Source organism: Pseudomonas sp. FYR_7 (genome assembly GCF_043106155.1).
GTDB lineage: Bacteria > Pseudomonadota > Gammaproteobacteria > Pseudomonadales > Pseudomonadaceae > Aquipseudomonas > Aquipseudomonas parafulva_B.
Genome location: NZ_JBICMI010000023.1, coordinates 116,090 through 136,377, shown reverse-complemented (window position 1 = coordinate 136,377; position 20,288 = coordinate 116,090). Strand labels below are relative to the sequence as shown.

The window sequence follows — 20,288 nt, the reverse complement described above, 5'->3', positions numbered from 1 at the left end:
GAACCGCTTCAAGTCCGTTGAAACTTTAGTCTTCCCTGCCAAGTCCAGAACTTATCCGAGACGCGGCAGGAGAAGACGATGAGCGACACTGTAGGCGATTTTCTGATCGCACGGCTATACCAATGGGGCGTACGCCGCATCTTTGGTTACCCAGGCGACGGAATCAACGGTGTGTTCGGCGCCCTGAACCGCGCGGGCGGCAAGATCCAATTCATCCAGGCCCGGCACGAAGAGATGGCCGCCTTCATGGCCAGTGCCCACGCCAAGTTCACCGGCGAGTTGGGCGTGTGCATCGCCACGTCCGGGCCGGGTGCCTCGCACCTGCTCACCGGCCTGTACGACGCGCGCATGGACCATCAGCCGGTCCTGGCGATCGTGGGCCAGCAAGCGCGTGCCGCCCTGGGCGGTCATTACCAGCAGGAGCTGGACCTGGTCTCGATGTTCAAGGACGTCGCCGGTGCGTTTGTGCAGCAGGCATCCACGCCGCAACAGGTACGTCATCTGGTGGACCGCGCCGTACGCACAGCCGTTGGAGAGCGACGCGTGACGGCCGTGATCCTGCCCAACGACCTGCAGGACCTGTCCTACGAAGACCCGCCCCGTGCCCATGGCACCGTGCATTCGGGCGTTGGTTACAGCAAACCTAAGGTAGTCCCCTTCGATGCCGACTTACAGCGCGCCGCTGATGTGCTCAATGCAGGACGCAAGGTCGCCATCCTGGTCGGGGCCGGCGCGCTGGGGGCCAGCAAAGAGGTAGCCGCCGTGGCTGAGCAACTGGGTGCCGGCGTTGCCAAGGCCCTGCTTGGCAAAGGCGTTCTGCCCGATGAACTGCCGTGGGTAACGGGCGCCATCGGCCTGCTGGGGACCGAGCCGAGTTATAAACTGATGGCCGAATGCGACACGTTGCTGATGATTGGTTCTGGCTTCCCGTATTCCGAATTTCTGCCCAAGGAAGGTCAGGCGCGCGGCGTTCAAATCGACCTGCAGCCAGACATGCTCAGCCTGCGCTATCCCATGGAGGTGAACCTGGTCGGTGACGCCGCGCAGACGTTGCAGGCATTACTTCCATTGCTGCACACGCGTCCAGACCACAGCTGGCGCAAGAAAATCGAGAAATGGCGCGCAAGCTGGGACAAGACATTGAGCAAACGTGCGCTGGTCAAGGCCGACCCGATCAACCCGCAGCGAGTGGTGCACGAGCTATCCCCGCGCCTGCCAGATCTGGCGATCATATCCAGTGATTCGGGTTCGTGCGCCAACTGGTACGCCCGCGACCTGATGATCCGTGAGGGGATGCAGTGCTCCTTGTCGGGCGGCCTGGCCTGCATGGGCGCGGCCGTACCTTACGCCATTGCTGCCAAGTTCGCCCACCCGACCCGGCCAGTGATCGCCCTGGTGGGCGACGGCGCCATGCAGATGAACAACCTCGCCGAACTGATCACCGTGGCCAAATACTGGCAGCAGTGGGAAAGCCCCACGTGGATCTGCGCGGTGTTCAACAACGAAGACCTCAATCAGGTGACCTGGGAGCAGCGCGTGATGGAGGGCGATCCGAAGTTCGAAGCCTCTCAATCGATACCTGACGTGCCTTATCACTTGTTCGCCATTTCGATTGGTCTTGAGGGCATCTACGTCGAGCGCGAGGAAGATGTCGCCCCCGCCTGGGAGCGCGCACTGGCAGCTGATCGCCCGGTGCTGATCGAGTTCAAGACTGACCCCAACGTAGCGCCACTGCCACCGCACCTGAAACTCGAGCAGGCCAGGAAGTTCGCAACCACCTTGCTCAAGGGTGACCCGGATGAGGCCGGCGTGATCGTGCAGACCGCCAAGCAGGTGCTGAGCGCGGTACTGCCTGCCAAGAAATGACAAGGGCCTGGCGCTTGGGATGAACGTTCCGGGCGCCTGACCAGTCGCACTCCATAGACACAGCCCACTGTGCGCAATCGAACCGTGAGGACCTACCATGACTGCACTCCCTGAACAGGGCACTGCACAGCAGACCCTGAACTTCACCCTCAATGGCCAACCCCAGGCCCTGACGGTACAACCCTGGACCACCCTGCTCGACTTGCTGCGTGAGCAGCTGGACCTGGTGGGCACCAAGAAAGGTTGCGACCATGGCCAATGCGGGGCCTGTACCGTGCTGCGCGATGGCCGCCGGGTGAACGCTTGCCTGACCCTGGCGGTAATGTGCGAAGGTGCCGACCTCGTCACCATCGAAGGCCTGGCCGAGGGTGACCAACTGCACCCCATGCAGCAGGCATTCATCAGCCAGGATGCCTTCCAGTGCGGTTACTGCACACCTGGCCAGATCTGCTCGGCCGTGGGCCTGGCCAATGAAGGACACGCCCATACCCGTGCCGACATCCGCGAGCAGATGAGCGGCAACCTGTGCCGCTGCGGCGCCTACAGCAACATCGTAGCCGCCGTCGAGCAGGCCCTGCCGCTGATCAAGAGGGCGCGCACATGACCCCTTTCAGCTACCACAAGCCGGCCTCGGTGGAAGAGGCGCTGCGCCTGACCGATGCGTCCTCGCGCTTCATTGCAGGCGGGACCAACCTGGTCGACTTGATGAAGGAAAATGTCGAGCGGCCCGAGCGACTGATTGACATCACAGGGCTGGAACTCAACCGCATCGAACCCAGCGACGCGGGCGGTGTGGTGATCGGCGCATTGGTCAGCAACGCGGACCTGGCGTGGGACCCGCTCATCCGCCAGCGCTACCCATTGCTGTCGCAAGCGATCCTGGCCGGTGCATCGCCGCAGCTGCGCAACATGGCAAGCACCGGCGGCAACCTGTTGCAACGTACGCGCTGCTACTACTTCTACGACACCGGTACGCCTTGCAACAAACGTGAACCCGGCAGCGGTTGCCCAGCACGCAGCGGCTTGAATCGCATTCATGCGATTCTCGGCGCCAGCGAGGCGTGCGTGGCGACTCATCCTTCGGACATGTGCGTGGCACTGGCTGCCCTGAAGGCCGTGGTGCATGTGCAAGGGCCTGCCGCCAAACGCCAGATTCCGTTCGCCGAGTTCCATCGTCTGCCCGGCGATACGCCGCAGCAGGACAACCACTTGGCACCTGATGAGCTGATTACCGCCATCGAGCTGCCCGACCAAGGATTTGCCGAACATTTCCGCTATGTGAAGGTGCGTGATCGAGCCTCCTACGCCTTCGCGCTGGTATCGGTTGCCGCTGCCCTGCGCATCGAAAACGGGATAATTCAAGAGGCCCGCATCGCCCTGGGTGGCGTGGCCCACAAGCCATGGCGCAACGAAGCTGTCGAAGCCATTTTGCAAGGCCAGGCGCCCAGCACCGAGCTGTTCACCCAAGCGGCCACTGCCCTGCTGCAAGGGGCGCAGCCCCTGAGCCAGAACGGCTTCAAGGTGCAGCTGGCTCAACAAGCCATCATTCGGGCATTGAACGAGGCCGCCGCCGGCGGCAGCTTCGAGGGGGACGCACAATGAGCAAAGTAGTAGGAACCCCAGCGGACCGCGTCGACGGCGCGGCCAAGGTCACTGGGCAGGCGCGCTATGCCGCCGATTACCCGGAAGAAGGCCTGCTGCACGGCAGCGTCGTTTCCAGCACCATCGCCCGTGGCCGGGTGGTCAAGGTCAACAGCGAGAAAGCGCTGCAGGTACCAGGCGTGGTGGCGGTGCTGGACCACATCAACCGTCCGCGTATTTCCAGCTACGACGATGACTACAGCGACGATGATGCAGCCGAGGGCTCGCCCTTCAGACCGTTGTTCAACGACCGCGTGTTCTACAGCGGCCAGCCCGTTGCACTGGTCGTAGCACAGACGCTGGAAATCGCCCGTCATGCAGGTTCGCTGGTCGAGATCCACTACAGCCAGGAAAGCCATGAGTCCGACCTTGAGAAGGTGCTGGGTCAAGCGCACGATGCGCCGGCTGAAACACCTGAGCCCCGTGGAGATTTCCCAGGCCAGTACGCCAGTGCCCCTACCCGCGTGGACGCCACCTACTGGACGGCCAACGAGCACCACAACCCGATGGAGCCCCACGCCTCCACCGTGTGCTACCAACTCGATGGTAGCCTGGTCATTCATGACAAAACCCAAGGTACGCAAAATTGCCAGGAATACGTGCACAACGTCTTTGGCCTGCCCAAGGATAAAGTGCGCGTCAAGGCAGCCTTCGTCGGTGGCGCCTTCGGTTCGGGCCTGCGTCCGCAGTATCAGCTGCCCCTGGCGGTCATGGCTGCCCTGCACCTGATGCGCTCGGTTCGAGTGACCTTGACCCGTCAGCAGATGTTTACCTTTGGCTACCGCCCACGCACACAGCAGCGCCTGCGCCTGGCGGCCGATGCGCAAGGCCGCCTGTCTGCCATTGGTCACGATGCCATTGGCCAGACGTCACGTTTTGAAGACTTTGCCGAACACGTCGTCGAGTGGAGCGGCATGCTGTACCAGTGCGACAACGTTGCGTTGAGTTACCGCCTGGCGCCATTGGACGTCTACACCCCGTTGGACATGCGCGCGCCGGGTGCAGGTTCAGGCGTGCTGGCGCTGGAGTGCGCCATGGACGAATTGGCCTGCGCAGCCGGACTGGACCCGGTCGAGTTACGGCGACGCAACTTTGCCAGCCACAACGGCAACGAGGGCAAGCCTTACTCGAGCAAGGAACTGCTGGCCTGTTACGCGCAAGGGGCCGAGCGTTTCGGTTGGCACAAGCGTCAGGCTACGCCCGGCTCGATGCGTGACGGCAACCAGCGCATAGGCTGGGGCATGGCCGGTGGTGTATGGGAAGCCATGCAAATGCAAGCCAGCGCCAAGGCGCGCCTGGGCTGCGACGGGCACCTGACCGTCAGCAGTGCCACCACCGACATTGGCACTGGCACCTATACCGTCATGACGCAGATCGCTGCCGACGCCGCGGGCCTCGACATGGCCGATGTGACGTTCCTGCTGGGCGATTCCTCCTTGCCCAAGGCGCCTTTGCAAGGCGGGTCATTCACCGTGTCTTCCGTCGGCTCTGCCGTCCGCAAAGCTTGCCTGGAGCTGCGCAAGCAGGTTGTCGAGCAGGCCAGGCAACAGCTCCCGAGCCTGGCCAGCGTGGACGATTCCGCGTTCGTGATTGCAGGTGGCCAGGTGAGCGCCGGTGAGCATTGCTTCGCCCTTGCCGACCTGCTGCCCAGTGCCCAGCAGGCCTGCTTCGAGGTGCAGGTAGAGGCGGGCCCAGACGACAAGCGCAAGCCCTACTCCACGGCCACCCATTCGGCGGTGTTCGTCGAGGTATCGGTGGTCGAAGACCTGGGCACCGTGCGCGTCAACCGCGTAGTCAGTGCGGTAGCGGCAGGCAGGGTCGTCAACCCCAAGACAGCGCGCAGCCAGATTCTGGGGGGCGTGGTGTGGGGCATCGGCATGGCACTACACGAAGAAACCCAGACCGACCATGCACTGGGCCGCATTCTCAACCACAATCTGGCCGAGTACCACGTACCGGTGAACGCCGACATTGGCGATATCGAGGTGGTCTTCGTCGAAGAGCATGATGATGTCGTCAACGAGCTGGGTTCCAAAGGGGTAGGCGAGATTGGCGTGGTGGGGGTAGCCGCGGCCGTGGCCAATGCCATTTACCATGCCACGGGCAAGCGGGTACGCGAGTTCCCGATCACCTTGGACAAACTGCTGTAAACGGGCCCAGCCCTCTGGAGTATTTGCATGCCACGCCTGGGTTTCGCCTGCATGTACCGGCACCCCCACCGCAGCTTGTCGGTCAAGGAGCTGGAGAACATCGAGCGGACGTTCAACCCGCGCAGCACGACGCTGCGCTGGGTCTCGGGCGCCTCCCGCGAGGCGGCCCGGAACAAGTTGCTGGAACTGGTTGAACACAATCTCCAGGCCCAGCTGCGCTTGCTCGACTACGTGGCCCAGCTGCCCCAGGCGCTGCGCATGCTGCGCCTGAGCAGCGACCTGCTACCGCTGTACAGCCACCCTAGCGTGGCCCACGTGTACCGCGAGGCGGATTTCCAAGCGCTGATGACCGAACGTTTCGCCGCCATCGGCGCTTTCGCACGCGCCCGGGAGATACGCCTGTCGTTTCACCCTGGGCAGTATTGCGTGCTGGGCTCAGACCGCCCCGATGTGGTGGACAACAGCTTGGCCGAGTTCGAATACCATGCCGACATGATCCGCATGATGGGCTACGGACAGGTCTTCCAGGACTTCAAATGCAATGTGCACATTGCCGGCCGGCTGGGCGGTGCGGGTATTCGCACCGTATGGCCGCGCCTGTCCGATGTGGCCCGCAACGTGATCACCTTCGAGAACGACGAGAAGACCTATGGGCTCGACGACTGTCTGGCGCTGGCGGACCTGGCGCCGGTGGTGCTGGATATCCACCATTGCTGGATCCATGAGGGTGACTACATCGACCCGAACGATGGGCGAGTGGAGCGGGTGATCGAGAGCTGGCGAGAGGTACGCCCGACCATGCACTATTCTCAGCCCCCGGAACATCTGCAGGCGCTGGGTTTCGACCCTGATCGCAAGCTGGTGATCGATGAGTTGCTGGAACAGGTGAACAAACGCGACCTGTATGCCCACAGCGCTCGCATGTGGAACCGCTGGACGAACCGCTACGCGCTGCAGTTTCTGGACAGGTTCGACATCATGTTCGAATGCAAGGACAAGAACCTGGCCACGCTGGAGTTCTTCGACGACTACCTGGCTTGATCGGCCCGGGCGTGCCCTCAGCCGCTTCTGGTCAGGTCATCGGCCACTTCGCAGCCGTTACGACAGCTGCACTCGTATTCAGCTTGTGCGCGAGTCGGCAGGTTTAGACTCAGCCTGACCTTGTCCTGAGTGTCGTACAGGTCGTAGCCCTCCCCCAACGAAGATGGAAAGCCGAGTCGCCGTGGCAGCCATTCTTTGGTTTGCGGTACAGCTGGAACCACAACGAAGCGCATCTGCATGATCATCCCTCATCGGCCGTTCCTTAGTATTAGTCATGCTAAGAGAAAGCATCAAGTAGGCTCATGCGTGTTTACGTCGATCATGAAGTCGAATACGTAGATGACGTGATTACGTCCCCAAGCTAGCAATCTCCTCGTCGGAGCGGCCCTTGTGCCGCGACGGGCCGCGAAGCGGCCCCGGCAACGTCAGCGGCAAAGCTGAAATCCTGGGGCCGCTTCGCGCCCCGTCGCGGCACAAGGGCCGCTCCCACTCGAAACCTCATAGCCCAGAGATAGGGACAGCACCCATCCTGACTAACTGGCTCAAGCTGACTTGCGGCTACGCCGACTCCCCAGCTCGATCCAGGTCGGAGCATGGTCACTGGCCTTGGGTTCATTGCGCACCCAGGCATCGACGCCGGCTCGTTTCAGGTATGGCGCCAAATCCCGGTTGAGCAGCAAGTGGTCTATGCGCAGGCCCGCATTACGTGCCCAGTGGTTGCGGAAGTAGTCCCAGAACGTAAATACCTGTTGTTGCGGATGCAGGTGCCGGATGGCGTCGATCCAGCCGTTGGCCAGCAAGCGCTCGAAGCAATCGCGCGATTCGGGTTGCAGCAGAGCATCCTTGCGCCAGGACTTGGGGTCGTAGATATCAAGGTCCGTGGGCACGACATTGAAGTCCCCAGCCAGGACGGTGGGGTGACCACTGCCCTGCAACTGCCGGGCATGCTCGATCAGGCACTCGAACCAACGCAGCTTGTAGTCGAACTTCGGCCCTGGTTGCGGGTTGCCATTGGGCAGGTACAAACACCCGACCAACACACCCTGTACCGCTGCCTCCAAGTAGCGGCTCTGGGTGTCGTCCTCCATGCCCGGCAAGCCTCGCCGTACCTCGAGCGGCTCGCTGTCGCGCGCCAGGATCGCCACCCCGTTCCAGGCAGGCTGGCCCAGGTGCAGGCAACCGTAGCCAGCGGCCTCCAGGGCCCTACCCGGGAACTGTTGGTCGGGTGCCTTGAGCTCCTGAAGGCAGACCACATCGGGCTTTTCACGTTCGAGCCAGGCCAGCAGTGCTGGCAGTCGGCTGCGAATGCCGTTGATGTTGAACGTGGCGATCCTCAGCGCTTTCATGTGTCAGGGTCGATCACATGGGCGTGCACGGCATCTTCGAGGGCATGCACATGCGCCTGGTCGGCCAAGGCCTTGAGCGCCAGCCAATCGTCCCAATCGATGATGCCATCGTCACGCAACGCTTCGGCGGTACGCACCAGTTCGTGGTGGTAGGCATCGGGCGACTCACGGCGGTAGCTGATGTCGTCGTACTGAGCGTACCAGGCCGCAAGTTCAGGGATACTGCGTTCGATACTCATCACACTGCTCCTGAGAAACCCTTTGGGTTTGTGAGCCTGCCTTGAGCGCATCGTTCAACTCAGACGCTTCGGGTCAGGCCCCCGTCGACCCGGATATTCTGCCCGGTGATGTAGGCGGCGCCATCACTGGCCAGAAACGCGACCGTGGCGGCGATTTCGTCGCTACTGCCATAGCGCTTGAGCGGCACGCTGTCGCGACGCTGCTCGGTGGCCGGCAAGCTGTCGATCCAACCCGGCAGCACGTTGTTCATGCGCACATTGTCACGTGCGTAAGTGTCCGCGAAGAGTTTGCTGAACGCAGCCAGTCCGGCACGCATCACGGCGGATGTGGGAAACAAATCGCTGGGTTCGAAGGCCCAGGCACTGGAGATATTCACGATGACCCCGCCGCCCTGGCGCTGCATCACTGGCGTGACCAGGCGTGTGGGCCGGATGACGTTGAGCAGGTAGGTGTCCATGCCGGCATGCCAGTCGGCGTCGCTCAGCTCCAGCACCGGCCCCCGAGGTCCGTGGCCCGCGCTGTTGACCAGCACGTCGATGCGGCCCCACCGCTGCATGACCTCATCGACCAAGCGCTCAAGGTCCTCCGTGCACTGATTGCTACCCGTCACGCCCAGCCCGCCCAGCGTCCTGGCCAAGGCCTCGCCCTTGCCAGAGGAGGAAAGAATCGCGACCTTGTAGCCATCGGCGGCCAGACGCCTGGCTGCCGCCGCGCCCATGCCGCTGCCGCCTGCGGTGATGATTGCAACCTTTTCGATTGTCATGCTGCCTCCTGTGATGGGTCATCGAGTAGGTACAGGGCTCAGGCTACCAAATGGCAGAAAAGCGAGGGAGACAGCTGCCAATGCGTTAGCCAGTAGTTTTGCTATCACCGGCATCAGACCTGAGCCAGTCGATGACCCACTGCAGCAGCTGCGTCTCTCGCCCTTTGCGGGGCCATACCAGGTAGAACGCCTTGTCTGGGCGCAGGTGCGATTCGGCGACCTGAACCAGGCGCCCGGCGTCGATGTCCTGCGCAACGAAGGCGCGTTCCGCCAGCGCAATGCCCTGCCCGCCAATGGCCGCGTCGATGGCAAGCGACGTCTGGTTGAACTGGACAGACCTTGCACAGACGGCGGGGTGACCGGGATAGACCTGCGCACGGTAAGACGGCCACCAATCATGGGCATCACTCAGGGCCACATAGCGCTCCAGGCTTGCGAAGTCTTCAGGCGGGCCAAGCGCCGCTACCAGGGTGGGGCTCGCCACTGCGATGATTTCCGAGGCCATCAACAGTGTCTGCTCAAGCCCTGGCCCAAAAGGCGGGCGCGCGTAGCGCACGGCAAGGTCGACGCCGTCGGTATGAAAATGCGACAGCCGATCGGTGGCCAGTATTCGCACATCCAATGTCGGGTGGCGCTCGGCCAGTCCGCCGAGCCTGGGTATCAGCCACTTGGCGGCGAAGGTAGGAGTCACGCTGACGGTGATATGGGAAGGCGCAGGTCGCAGCCGGCGCGTCGCCTCATCGAGCATGCCCATCGCAGTGCGCACGGTTTCGCTATACCCCCGGCCAGCGTCGGTCAATGCCAGGCCTCGGGGCAGGCGTTCGAACAAGCGTACCTCCAAGGCGCGCTCCAACCCCCGAATCTGCTGAGCCACGGCAGCCTGGGTAACCCCCAGCTCTGCAGCAGCCAGGCGAAAATTGAGGTGCCGTGCCACGACCTCAAATACCCGCAGGGCGCCAAGGGACGGCAAGTCGGAAAAAAGGGCAGGCATAGGACGTTGTTCGATCCAGGCTGGGCAGATTGGCACGAGGCTAGCCCCATCCATGCAGGAAGTCGATGAGCGTTCAGGCCAAAGTGTCCGTTCGGCCGAGCAGGACTGACCGGCAACTCCCTCGCTGCACGCTCAGGCGGGCATGGATACATTCCTTTGCAATTGCCAGAAACAAGCGCTGGTACTATGACCTCACCGCTTGCCCACACGGACCGTCAGCATGCAGATACGCACACTTTCCCGCCATGAATTCAATGAGGCCAGCGCCTAGGGCATGAATTGGCATGCGGACACGCTCGTGCCTCTTCTGCCTGCACAGGGCATGGCGACAGAGGCTGATTGACTGGCCGATGCAACAGGCCTTGAGCACGTGGTGCCTCACGCAGGCCAATGACGCTGAGATTTTTGATCAGATGGACACTCGTTGTGTCTATGTAAAGGCGGGCACTGCTGGTGCAGTACCAGGACTGCCACGCCATTCGTTTTTCCCGGAGACACTGCATGCTTCATATCTTTGAGCGTAGGCTCGACCCATTCCCTCCCGATGAGGTACCGCCGCCTCCCGTTGGCCTCGTGCCGTTTCTGTGGGCGTGCACCCGTGGGGCGCGCGGCTACATTCTGGCGCTGGCCCTGCTCAGTGCCGGCGTGTCCCTGTACGAAGCCTGGTTGTTCAGCTTCCTTGGCCAGGTGGTGGACCTGCTGTCGGCCTGGCAGGCCGGCGACACCGCTGCCGCCCAGGAAAGTCACGTATTGTGGGGAATTGGCATCGTCCTGGTGATCAGCATAGGCTTGGTGGCGCTACGCACCATGGTCCAGCACCAGGTACTGGCCATCAACCTGCCGCTGCGCCTGCGCTGGGATTTTCACCGGCTGATGCTGCGCCAGAGCCTGTCGTTCTTCTCCGATGAGTTTTCCGGGCGGGTCACCACCAAGGTGATGCAGACTGCATTGGCCGTGCGCGAGGTACTGTTCACGGTCATTGAGATCCTGCCTGGCATTGGCGTTTATTTCATCGCCATCATCGCCCTGGCCGGCGGCTTTGCCTTGAAACTGATGCTGCCGTTCATTGCCTGGCTGGTGCTGTTCGGGCTGGCAATGGTTTATTTCGTTCCACGCTTGGGCGCAGTAGGTGAAGAGCAGGCCCATGCGCGCTCGTCGATGACTGGGCGCATTTCCGACGCCTATACCAACATCACCACGGTCAAGTTGTTCTCGCACTCCAAGCGCGAAGCCCATTTTGCCCGGGCGGCCATGGAGGACTTCAAGCAGACCGGTTTCCGGCAAATGCGCCTGGTGAGCCAGTTCGAAATCGTCAACCAGGCGTTGGTGGTAGGGCTGATTCTCGGTGCAGGCGGTTATGCGCTGTGGCTATGGCACCAGGGCCAGGTGGGCACCGGCGCTGTGGCGGCCATCACCGCCATGGCCCTGCGCATCAATGGCATGTCGCACTGGATCATGTGGCAGATGACCTCATTGTTCGAAAACATCGGCACACTGCAGGACGGCATGGCTACCCTGACGCGCGGCCCGAAAGTGCAGGACGCCCCGGACGCCACTGCGCTGGTGACCCGTGGTGGCGCGGTGACATTCGACAAGGTCAGTTTCAACTATAACGGTGAACGCCAGGTACTGACCGACCTCAGCCTGGACATCAAGCCGGGTGAAAAAGTGGGCCTGGTCGGCCGCTCCGGTGCTGGCAAGTCGACGTTGATTAACCTGCTGCTGCGCTTTTACGACGTGGACAGTGGCCAGATCCGCATCGATGGTCAGGATATCGCCAAGGTCACTCAGGACAGCCTACGCAGCGCCATTGGCATGGTGACCCAGGATACGTCACTGCTGCATCGCACCATTGGCGAGAACATCGCCTATGGTCGGCCAGATGCCACCGAGGCGCAAATCCAGGCGGCCGCCCGTGATGCGCAAGCTCACGGGTTCATCAGCCAGCTCAGCGACCAACACGGCCGCACCGGCTACGACACCATGGTCGGGGAGCGCGGCATCAAGCTGTCCGGTGGGCAACGTCAGCGCATCGCCATCGCCCGGGTGATGCTCAAGAACGCCCCCATCCTGCTGCTCGACGAGGCGACCAGTGCACTGGATTCCGAGGTGGAGGTCGCCATCCAGGAAAGCCTGGACGAGATGATGGAAGGCAAGACCGTGATTGCGATCGCCCATCGCCTGTCCACGATCGCCGCCATGGACCGCCTGATCGTGATGGATGAAGGGCGCATCATCGAGCAAGGCACGCATGCCCAGTTGCTGGAGAAGAACGGCACCTATGCGCGCCTGTGGCAGCATCAGAGCGGCGGCTTCCTTGGCGAAGACCAGGGTATGGCGCACGCGCTCAACTGAATGGGCGCGCGCTGATCCGTTGCCTGGACAAATAATGTTAGAGCGTTGACCCATCGCTCCTGTGTGGTTGACTCAGGAGCGATGGGTTTGCAATTACAAAGGCGCTGTTTGCGCTCGTCGCTCACATCACTGGCATGAACGACTTGGTCCAAACTCTTCTAGACGGTATCCTCCGGTAGCTTAAAGCCACCAGTTAGGCATTCATTTTCAGCCCTCAAGGAAGAGCCGTTGCCCAGTCGATCATCTCGTCACACCATCGCCCGCCAATGGGAACTCCTCAAGCTACTGCCGGGCCGCCATCCCGGCATGAGTTGCACGCAATTACAGGCAGCGCTGTCCAGCGCAGGTCATGCCACGACTAAGCGAACGGTCGAGCGTGACCTGGTCGAACTGGCAGGGCTGTTCCCGTTGCAGCGCAACAGCGCGTGCATGCCCTATAGCTGGCACTGGCAGCCCGGAAGCAAGTTGCGCGACGGGGCAACGACCACGCCAGGTGAGGCCCCTGTCCACGTGGGATTGCACGCCTGGGTCGACGAGTCGCTCTATCATCATCTGGAGATACATCCGCTGGGTACGGGCATGCGCCTCACAGTCCTGCCCAACGGCGGTGCCATCTTGGTGACGACGGTAGCGGATGATCGAGCGCTGATGGGCTGGCTGCTGTCCCAGGCCGGGGCGATCCGCGTTCAGGGACCGCAATCGGTGCGCCTGGCCTTGCTGGAACACCTGCGTCAGAGCCTGGCACTGCACGACACAGGCGCTTGAGTAACGCCTAGGACGGCCGCCGGCGGGACAGGCAGGCGTAACCCAGCGCCAGCACGCTCACCCCCAGAACAGCCAACAGCCCCATCAGCTCTGTGCTGTAGCGGGCAACCCAGGCCGGGAAGCCGGTGACCGACTGATACACCTGAATGTCCGCCGTGCCTTCGGCGTAGCTGATACCGACCCCACTCTGGCGTATCTGCGAATAATCAGCATCGAAATACACCCAGACCTTGCTGGCGCCACCGGCCTCTATCGCCGGGATCTCAAGCTGAGCAGTGGCAGCTTCAAGCAAGGTGTCATTGCCGGCCGAATCGCGGATTTGCACCAGGCCTTTGGACGGCAAGCGAATCCTCACCTGGTCCACGGGTGCATTGCCGGTGTTCTGCAACTCGATGAGCAAGCCAGTCCGGTGGTCGACCAGGCCGGCCTCGAAAGGTTTAGCGAACAGCTGGGCATAAGGCGCCTGTGCTATCTCCACCAGCCGGTCGACCTGATCACGGCTCAGTTGCCCTTGGCCGATCGTGTTTATGCGTGCACTCAACTGCTCGTACTTGAGCTGCTCGCTGGCTTTGCTGATGCGCTCGCTGAACTGCCCTGGATAGGTCAGGTAGGCATAGGTCAGCGACGCTTCCAGGCGCGGGCTGCCCACCACTGCCTTGTAGACGAACAACAGGGCCGCCAGCCCGATCAGAACGGCTACGAGGAGTTTCCCCACCTTGTCCCAGCTCAATGCACTCTTCCTTTTGTCGAGTTACAGGCGATACGCGCCGCCAAGGGTGCCAAGTTCGCAGCCCCCAGGCAAGCGCCTGACCGCTATCGTTCGACATCGTCCTCACGAACATTGCGCAACGCCTGCAATTGCCCGTCGATAAGGGCCTTGGCCATGGCGGCCAGGTAGCAGGTGGCAAGCATCGCGTTTCTGCGGTCTGCAGGCTTGTCGATGGCCTTGCGGGTAAGCTCGGTGATGCAACCCATGATGGTGGATGCTTCCATCAAGGCAGTACGCAAGGGCAACGCTGGCTTCATCTGGACCAGGTCGGAACCGGCGCTTGCGAAACGTCGGGCTGCGTTGACCACGGTGGGGCCTTGGGTTGGTAGGGTGGGTTTGTTGTCCATGCTGTTTGCTCCCTGTCTGGAGACCCGAGACTAGGCAGGTGCTTCCGTGAGCACAACGACCAGCAAGTGCATGCGCGCATTTTCAGAAAGGGCCTACATGATCGCTGCCTCTTGACCGTTTGCCCTCGGTCACCGAGGATCGAAACCCCGCGTACAAGGATGTCAACATGCTGTGCATACTGGGCAAAGCCTCATCGATCAACGTTCGCAAGGTGCTGTGGGCGTGCGCGGAGTTTCAGGTCCCGTTCGTGCGTGAGGACTGGGGATCGGGCTTTCAGGCAACCGACAGCGAAGCGTTTCTTGCGCTCAACCCAAACGCCCTGATCCCCGTCATCCAGGACGGCGACTTCACCTTGTGGGAGTCCAACAGCATCATTCGCTACTTGGCCAACTGCTATGGCGCAGCAGCGTTCTACCCAGTGGAGGTCCGCACCCGGGCCAGGATCGACCAGTGGATCGACTGGCAGGCTTCGGACCTGAACGCCTCCTGGCGCTATGCGTTCCTGTCGCTGGTTCGGCATTCACCTGCCCATCAGGACCCGCATGCCCTGGCTAACGGCTGCGCCGAGTGGGGGCGCAACATGCTCATTCTCGAGCGCCAACTGGCCCGCACCGGCGCCTTTGTAGCCGGACGCGAATTTACACTGGCCGACATTCCCATTGGCCTGTCGGTCAACCGCTGGTTCGAAACGCCGCTCGAACACCCTCAGCTGCCTGCCTTGCGCGATTATTACGAGCGCCTGAGCGAGCGCCCGGCCTATCACGAACAAGGGCGTAACGGCACGCCCTGACCGCTAGCAGAGGCCTTGGCGCAGGCCCATGCCTCAGACCGCGACCTGGGTAACCTGGTGGCGACCCCGCCAGGCGAACGTCAGCACCATTATCAAGCCCAGCGCCGCAGTGCCAGCGCCCGCCAACGCGATGGCCGAGTAACCGAGGCCGCCATTGATCACGGCGCCCCCCAAAGCAGCGCCAATGGCGTTGCCCAGGTTGAAAGCACCGATGTTCACAGCCGATGCCAGGTTCGGTGCGTCCTTGGCGGCCTCCATCACGCGCATCTGCAGGGGCGGCACGAGGGCGAAGCTGGCTGCGCCCCAAACCAGGATTGCGCCAGCGGTCAGCAGGGACGAGCCCAGCACAAGTGGAAACGCCAGCAGCACTGCGATCAGCACGGCGAGCGAGACGATCAGGGTTCGATCTACGGAACGGTCCGCCGCCTTACCGCCCCACACGTTACCCAGGGTCAGGCCAACACCAAACAGCACCAGCATGGACGTGACGAATGCAGTAGAGGCGCCGGCTTCGTTTTGCAGGATGGGCGCGATGTAGGTAAACACCGTGAACATCGCGCTGGAACCCACCACGGTCAGGAGCAAGGCAGCCAACACGGGCCCACGGGTCAGCACACGTATCTCGGCCAGTGCACCGTCGCCTTTGGGCGATGGCACATTTGGCAAGGCATACCACAGCGTAGTCATCGCCACCAGGCCGAGCCCGGCTATGCCCCAGAACGCCGTGCGCCAGCCGAGCAACTCGCCAAACCAGGTCGCCAGGGGGACACCGCCGATGGTGGCCAGCGTCAGGCCCATGAACATTGCAGCCACGGCGCCGGCACGTTTCTCAGCGGGCACCACGCTGGCCGCGACGATGGCACCTATACCGAAGAAGGCGCCGTGGTTGAGCGAGGTCACCACCCGTGCGACCAACAGGCTGGCGTAGTCACTGGCCAGGGCCGACATCAGGTTGCCCAAGGTGAAGATGGCCATCAGGCCGATCAGCAGGTATCGGCGCGGTACGCGTACGGTTGCCAGGGTCATGAGCGGGGCGCCGATCAGTACACCCAGTGCATAGGCGCTGACCAACAGACCCGCGGCCGGAATGGAAACGCCCAGGTCAGTGGCGATGCTGGGCAGCATACCCATGGGGGCGAACTCGGTAACCCCGATACCGAATGCGCCCATGGCGAGCGCTACAAGGGGTGGGTTGATACGCATGGCTAAACTCCTTATCTGTGCCGCAAATGCTACGATCTGTTTCACCAAGGCACTAGATAGCGATTGTGCGAACCACCTTTGCGTACGAGGCACAAATGGATCTGACAGGACGATCAGGCGAGATGGAAGTGTTCACCAAAGTGGCGCAAGCAGGCAGCCTGTCCGCCGCCGCCCGTGCACTGGGCCTGACCCCCTCTGCTATCAGCCGCATATTGGCGCGTACCGAGCAGCGTCTGGGTACACGGCTGATGCTGCGCACCACTCGCGCGCTTACCCTCACGCCAGAAGGCGAGGCATACCTGCGAGGGGCACGACGTGTACTGACCGACCTTCAGGAAGTGGAGCAGGCCATTACCGACCAGGGCGTGCCGCGCGGTCGGGTTCGCGTCAGCGCTGCCCTTGGGCATGGCCGGCTGCGCATCGTCCCCTTGGTGGCGGCGTTCAGCGTGCAGTACCCGCAGGTACTGGTTGATCTCACCCTCAGTGACGAAGTTGCCGACGTACTCGGTGGGCAGGCCGATGTGGCCGTGCGCTTCGGAGCGCTGCCAGACAGTTCGCTGAATGCTCGGCAAATCGATGAAACGGGCCAAGTGATCGTGGCCTCGCCGGACTATCTGAGCCGGCGGGGCAGCCCTTTGCTGCCCGAAGACCTGGCCAGGCACAACTGCCTGCGGTTCAACTTCAGGCGCGCCACCTCGGACTGGCCGTTCGTACGTGACGGGCGCGAGTTCGCATTGAAAGTAAGCGGCAACATCGAATGCAGCAGCGGCGAGGCTCTGGCCCAGTTGGCCAGACTGGGCGCAGGCATCGCCCGGATAGGCACCTTCACCGTCGCCGATGACCTGGCCAGCGGGCGCCTGGTGTCACTGCTCGAGGCCTTCAACCCAGGCGACCGTGAACCGATTCACGCCGTCTTTGCCGGTGGACCGAACATGCCCGCACGCGTGCGGGTGTTCGTGGACTTCCTGGTCGCCAACCATCAGGGGATGTGCACACTTCCCTCGTGACCGCTCTCGCGATAACGCGCTCGCAAAACGCCAGCCAGGCACTGCTTGGCCTCAGGCTCTCCGTGTATCAGGCGGATATGCGACGGCCAGGCCTGCATGCGTGTGACGAAACCGACCAGATCTGCCTGATCGGCGTGGGCTGAATAGCCCTCCACGCGCTCTATTGCGGCACGTATGTCTATGCGCTCGCCGTCCAGCATGACGTAGCCGCCTTCCGGGCCGTGGGTCAGGATGTCCCGGCCAGGTGTGCCATGGGCCTGGTAACCGACGAAGACCACATCGTGCCGGGCATCACCCAGCATCGCCTTGAGGTAGTTGACGATACGCCCACCCGAGCACATGCCATTGCCCGCGATGACGATGGCCGGCCGGGCCGTCTCGGCCAGGTGCTGAACGATGCGCTGGTGTTCCTCATGGCTGTCGATGGTGATCAGTTGCTTGAAGGACAGGGGCTTGCGTCCCTCCTTGATGCGATCCTGGGCTGATTCGTCCCAATACCCTTGCAGACCTTTGTAGACCTGCGTGAAACGGCTGGCCAGTGGTGAATCGAGAATGATCGGCAAGTGTGGCCAATCCACCTCGGGGCCGCTGTTGGTCTGGTCCTGCCCCGCCAGTTCATGCTCGTGGAGGATTTCCTCCAGCTCGTAGAGCAAGTCCTGGGTGCGGCCAATACAGAAAGACGGGATAAGCACCGTGCCCTGATTTTGCAAGGCGCGCTCGATGACGGCCTGCAGGCGTTCACGCCGGTGCTCCCGGTCGGCGTGGCGGCGGTCGCCGTAGGTGCTTTCCAGAATCAGCAGATCAGCGCGCTCGGGAGGGGTCAGGTCTGGCAAGAGCGGGGAATGCGGGGCTCCCAGGTCACCACTGAAGACCACGCGCTGGGCAGTGGCATCCGGCCCTGTCATTTCGAGTTCCACATACGCCGAACCCAGCACATGGCCGGCCGGTTGCAGCCTGACTTTGCAGTGGGCACCCTCGGTTTCGTGGAGCGTGAACCAGTTGCCGTAAGGCAAGGCGATGGTGCGCTGCTCCACCACCTTGAGATAGCGTTCCAGTTGCTCCGGATCGTCGCTGATACCTAGACGGAACGCGTCTTCGAGTACGATGGGCAACAGTTGGGCTGACGGTTCGCTACACAGGATCGGCCCCTCAAAACCCGCAGCCAGCAAATGTGGGATTCGCCCGACGTGATCCAGATGCACATGGGTCACGATCAGGGCCTTGAAGCCGTCGATGGTGAAGTCGAGGGTCAAGCCCTCCCCGCCTTGCCCCTCGTCCTCGCCTTGGAAGGCGCCGCAGTCGATCAGCAAGCTGGCCGTCTGGTCCATCCAGACTTGATGGCAGGAGCCGGTCACGCCCTCGCGGGCGCCGTGGTGAATGATTTCTGGGTGATCCATGATGGCTAGCCTGCGTGAGCCTGGAGATACGTTGGGCACTGCCCGCTTGAGGAGGGTTCAGAAAAGCTCGGGCGTCATGGTTGCTGGGGCCGCATTGCGGCCCGATGCCGGCGTATCCAGGCGCAGGTTCAGGCATTCAGGGCCCGTGCCAGTACTTCATAGATTCTCGCGTCGGCCGACTGCGCGACGTTAAAACGCACATAGTCGCCAGCCGTCTGGGACTGGCTGAAAGCATTCCCAGGCGCCAGCACCACGCCATCGTCCAAGCATACCTTGGCCAACGCGGCAGCGTCCTTGCCCTGCGGCAGACGGCACCACAGGTACAGCCCTGCCTGCGGCATCAGCCAAGGAACGATACCGAGCGCTTTGAGCTTTTCAGCCGTCCTGTCCCTTTCGATGGCAAGGCGCATCCTCACGTTTTCCATATGCTTGCGGTAGCCGCTGCCGGTGATCGCATGGTGAATGATGTCCGCTGCCAGGCGACCGCCCCCGAACGTGGTGGCGATCTTCAGGTCGACCAGGCTCTGGATCCAGTCGTGACGTGCGGCGATATACCCACACCTGACCGAAGCGGAGACGGTCTTGGAAAAACTGCCAATCTGGATGACCCGCGCCAGGCCATCGAAGGCCGCGAGCCTAGGCGCTGGCGTATGCTCGAAATCGGCAAAAACGTCGTCCTCGACGATCAACAAGCTCGCGGCCTCAGCGAGCTTGAGCAGCCGGTGTGCAGTGCCCGGTGACAGGGAGGCACCTGTTGGGTTGTGAATACCGGAATTGGTGATGTAGAGCCGTGGCGAATGCGCCGCCAGGGCAGCACCAAATGCCTCGATGTCAGGGCCAGTAGGGGTCTGACGTACACCGACGACGTTGACGCTATGGGCCCTGAGCAAGGCATGGAAGTTGAAATAACAGGGATCGTCGAGCAGTACGGCGTCACCGGGTTGGAGCAGAAAACGGCAGATCAGGTCGATGGCGTGCGTGCCGGACTCGGTGAGCATGATCTGCTCTGCCGGCACGTCGATGCCAAAGCCTGCCAGTCGCCGCGAGAGAAAATGACGCAGCGGCGGATGGCCCTGCGGCGATGCATACTCGACCACCTGCTCGGCTTGCGAGCGCGCAGTAGCCCTGAGCGCCTTGCGCACCCCGGCCTCGAACATCCATTGCGCAGGAAGCCAGCCGCACCCAGGTTTCAACGTGGCGCCAGCAGGTTCGAGCGCCTGGCGAGAGATCCACAGCGGGTCGACTTCGTGCTCAAGCTTGGGCCCCACCTCGGTCAGCACCAAGGGCGCCGCGACCCCTGCCACATAAAACCCGGCGCCACGGCGCGCATGGACTACGCCTTCGGCCACCAGTCGCTCGTAGGCCTCGACCACGGTCGACACCGAAACCTGCATGCTTTGCGCCGTTGCCCGTACTGAAGGTATTCGTGCACCGGGCAAATAAGTACGGGCCGCGATGCGCGCATGGACTTCAGTCATGACTTTTCGAATGCGTGTGCTGTGCTCTTTCACTGAAATCCTCTCACCTGTACTGCCCATCGATACCTAACAGTTCCGCCAAACTGTACTGGATTGTACATGGCATCAAAGCGCACGTTGGTGCTGTACTGGCTTCAT

19 protein-coding genes are annotated in these 20,288 nt (G+C 62.3%); 9 read left to right on the top strand and 10 right to left on the bottom strand.

Annotation, left to right across the window (positions count from 1 at the left end; all coding sequences use genetic code 11):
• Positions 1 to 78 precede the first annotated feature (78 nt).
• From ACF8R3_RS06650 to ACF8R3_RS06630, 5 genes are all read left to right on the top strand, one after another.
• Positions 79 to 1,866 (top strand): thiamine pyrophosphate-requiring protein, encoded by a 1,788-nt coding sequence (locus ACF8R3_RS06650; protein WP_392515284.1) that lies wholly within the window; start codon positions 79 to 81, stop codon positions 1,864 to 1,866.
• 97 nt (positions 1,867 to 1,963) lie between these two features.
• Positions 1,964 to 2,470, top strand: a complete 507-nt coding sequence (locus tag ACF8R3_RS06645) for a (2Fe-2S)-binding protein (RefSeq protein ID WP_058603931.1) — start codon at positions 1,964 to 1,966, stop codon at positions 2,468 to 2,470.
• Positions 2,467 to 3,468: an FAD binding domain-containing protein gene (locus tag ACF8R3_RS06640; RefSeq protein ID WP_392515282.1), complete on the top strand. Its 1,002-nt coding sequence runs from the start codon at positions 2,467 to 2,469 to the stop codon at positions 3,466 to 3,468. The genes ACF8R3_RS06645 and ACF8R3_RS06640 overlap by 4 nt, the downstream gene beginning before the upstream one ends.
• On the top strand, positions 3,465 to 5,657 hold the full coding sequence (locus ACF8R3_RS06635; protein WP_392515280.1) for a xanthine dehydrogenase family protein molybdopterin-binding subunit: 2,193 nt from the start codon (positions 3,465 to 3,467) through the stop codon (positions 5,655 to 5,657). Before ACF8R3_RS06640 ends, ACF8R3_RS06635 begins: the two co-directional genes overlap by 4 nt.
• 27 nt (positions 5,658 to 5,684) lie before the next feature.
• Positions 5,685 to 6,698 carry a UV damage endonuclease UvsE gene (locus ACF8R3_RS06630; protein WP_392515278.1) on the top strand — a complete coding sequence of 338 codons (1,014 nt, stop codon included), beginning with the start codon at positions 5,685 to 5,687 and terminating at the stop codon, positions 6,696 to 6,698.
• 17 nt (positions 6,699 to 6,715) lie between these two features.
• On the opposite strand, the gene ACF8R3_RS06625 is transcribed toward ACF8R3_RS06630, so the two are convergent.
• The 5 genes from ACF8R3_RS06625 to ACF8R3_RS06605 form a co-directional block, all read right to left on the bottom strand.
• Positions 6,716 to 6,943: a hypothetical protein gene (locus ACF8R3_RS06625; RefSeq protein ID WP_182139522.1), complete on the bottom strand. Its 228-nt coding sequence runs from the start codon at positions 6,941 to 6,943 to the stop codon at positions 6,716 to 6,718.
• Positions 6,944 to 7,240: 297 nt separating this feature from the next.
• Positions 7,241 to 8,044 (bottom strand): exodeoxyribonuclease III, encoded by an 804-nt coding sequence (xth, locus tag ACF8R3_RS06620; protein ID WP_392515276.1) that lies wholly within the window; start codon positions 8,042 to 8,044, stop codon positions 7,241 to 7,243.
• Entirely contained in the window at positions 8,041 to 8,283 is a 243-nt protein-coding gene (locus tag ACF8R3_RS06615; RefSeq protein ID WP_058637293.1) for a hypothetical protein, read from the bottom strand. The genes xth and ACF8R3_RS06615 overlap by 4 nt, the downstream gene beginning before the upstream one ends.
• A 59-nt stretch (positions 8,284 to 8,342) precedes the next feature.
• The gene (locus tag ACF8R3_RS06610; RefSeq protein WP_196186602.1) at positions 8,343 to 9,047 is read right to left on the bottom strand and encodes an SDR family oxidoreductase; all 705 of its coding nucleotides are present in this window, start codon (positions 9,045 to 9,047) and stop codon (positions 8,343 to 8,345) included.
• An 85-nt stretch (positions 9,048 to 9,132) separates the two neighbouring features.
• Positions 9,133 to 10,038, bottom strand: a complete 906-nt coding sequence (locus tag ACF8R3_RS06605; protein WP_392515274.1) for a LysR substrate-binding domain-containing protein — start codon at positions 10,036 to 10,038, stop codon at positions 9,133 to 9,135.
• Positions 10,039 to 10,539: 501 nt separating this feature from the next.
• Here ACF8R3_RS06605 and ACF8R3_RS06600 point away from each other — a divergent pair.
• Positions 10,540 to 12,393, top strand: coding sequence for an ABC transporter ATP-binding protein (locus ACF8R3_RS06600; protein ID WP_392515273.1), 1,854 nt, complete (start codon positions 10,540 to 10,542; stop codon positions 12,391 to 12,393).
• A 228-nt stretch (positions 12,394 to 12,621) separates the two neighbouring features.
• Positions 12,622 to 13,158: a WYL domain-containing protein gene (locus tag ACF8R3_RS06595; RefSeq protein WP_392515271.1), complete on the top strand. Its 537-nt coding sequence runs from the start codon at positions 12,622 to 12,624 to the stop codon at positions 13,156 to 13,158.
• Between the two features lie 7 nt (positions 13,159 to 13,165).
• Here ACF8R3_RS06595 and ACF8R3_RS06590 read toward each other — a convergent pair whose 3' ends face one another.
• Positions 13,166 to 13,888 carry a hypothetical protein gene (locus ACF8R3_RS06590; RefSeq protein ID WP_058637298.1) on the bottom strand — a complete coding sequence of 241 codons (723 nt, stop codon included), beginning with the start codon at positions 13,886 to 13,888 and terminating at the stop codon, positions 13,166 to 13,168.
• An 83-nt stretch (positions 13,889 to 13,971) separates the two neighbouring features.
• Positions 13,972 to 14,274 carry a DUF3077 domain-containing protein gene (locus ACF8R3_RS06585; protein WP_058637299.1) on the bottom strand — a complete coding sequence of 101 codons (303 nt, stop codon included), beginning with the start codon at positions 14,272 to 14,274 and terminating at the stop codon, positions 13,972 to 13,974.
• Between the two features lie 167 nt (positions 14,275 to 14,441).
• Here ACF8R3_RS06585 and ACF8R3_RS06580 point away from each other — a divergent pair, with 167 nt between their 5' ends.
• The gene (locus tag ACF8R3_RS06580) at positions 14,442 to 15,065 is read left to right on the top strand and encodes a glutathione S-transferase family protein (RefSeq protein ID WP_392515268.1); all 624 of its coding nucleotides are present in this window, start codon (positions 14,442 to 14,444) and stop codon (positions 15,063 to 15,065) included.
• A gap of 33 nt (positions 15,066 to 15,098) precedes the next feature.
• On the opposite strand, the gene ACF8R3_RS06575 is transcribed toward ACF8R3_RS06580, so the two are convergent.
• Positions 15,099 to 16,268, bottom strand: coding sequence for an MFS transporter (locus ACF8R3_RS06575; protein WP_100851299.1), 1,170 nt, complete (start codon positions 16,266 to 16,268; stop codon positions 15,099 to 15,101).
• A 95-nt stretch (positions 16,269 to 16,363) separates the two neighbouring features.
• Here ACF8R3_RS06575 and ACF8R3_RS06570 point away from each other — a divergent pair, with 95 nt between their 5' ends.
• Positions 16,364 to 17,275 (top strand): LysR family transcriptional regulator, encoded by a 912-nt coding sequence (locus ACF8R3_RS06570; RefSeq protein WP_196186607.1) that lies wholly within the window; start codon positions 16,364 to 16,366, stop codon positions 17,273 to 17,275.
• On the opposite strand, the gene ACF8R3_RS06565 is transcribed toward ACF8R3_RS06570, so the two are convergent.
• Entirely contained in the window at positions 17,248 to 18,672 is a 1,425-nt protein-coding gene (locus ACF8R3_RS06565; RefSeq protein ID WP_392515266.1) for an MBL fold metallo-hydrolase RNA specificity domain-containing protein, read from the bottom strand. The two genes, ACF8R3_RS06570 and ACF8R3_RS06565, sit on opposite strands and share 28 nt — an antisense overlap.
• A 128-nt stretch (positions 18,673 to 18,800) precedes the next feature.
• Positions 18,801 to 20,183: a PLP-dependent aminotransferase family protein gene (locus ACF8R3_RS06560; RefSeq protein ID WP_392515264.1), complete on the bottom strand. Its 1,383-nt coding sequence runs from the start codon at positions 20,181 to 20,183 to the stop codon at positions 18,801 to 18,803.
• Positions 20,184 to 20,288: the final 105 nt, after the last annotated feature.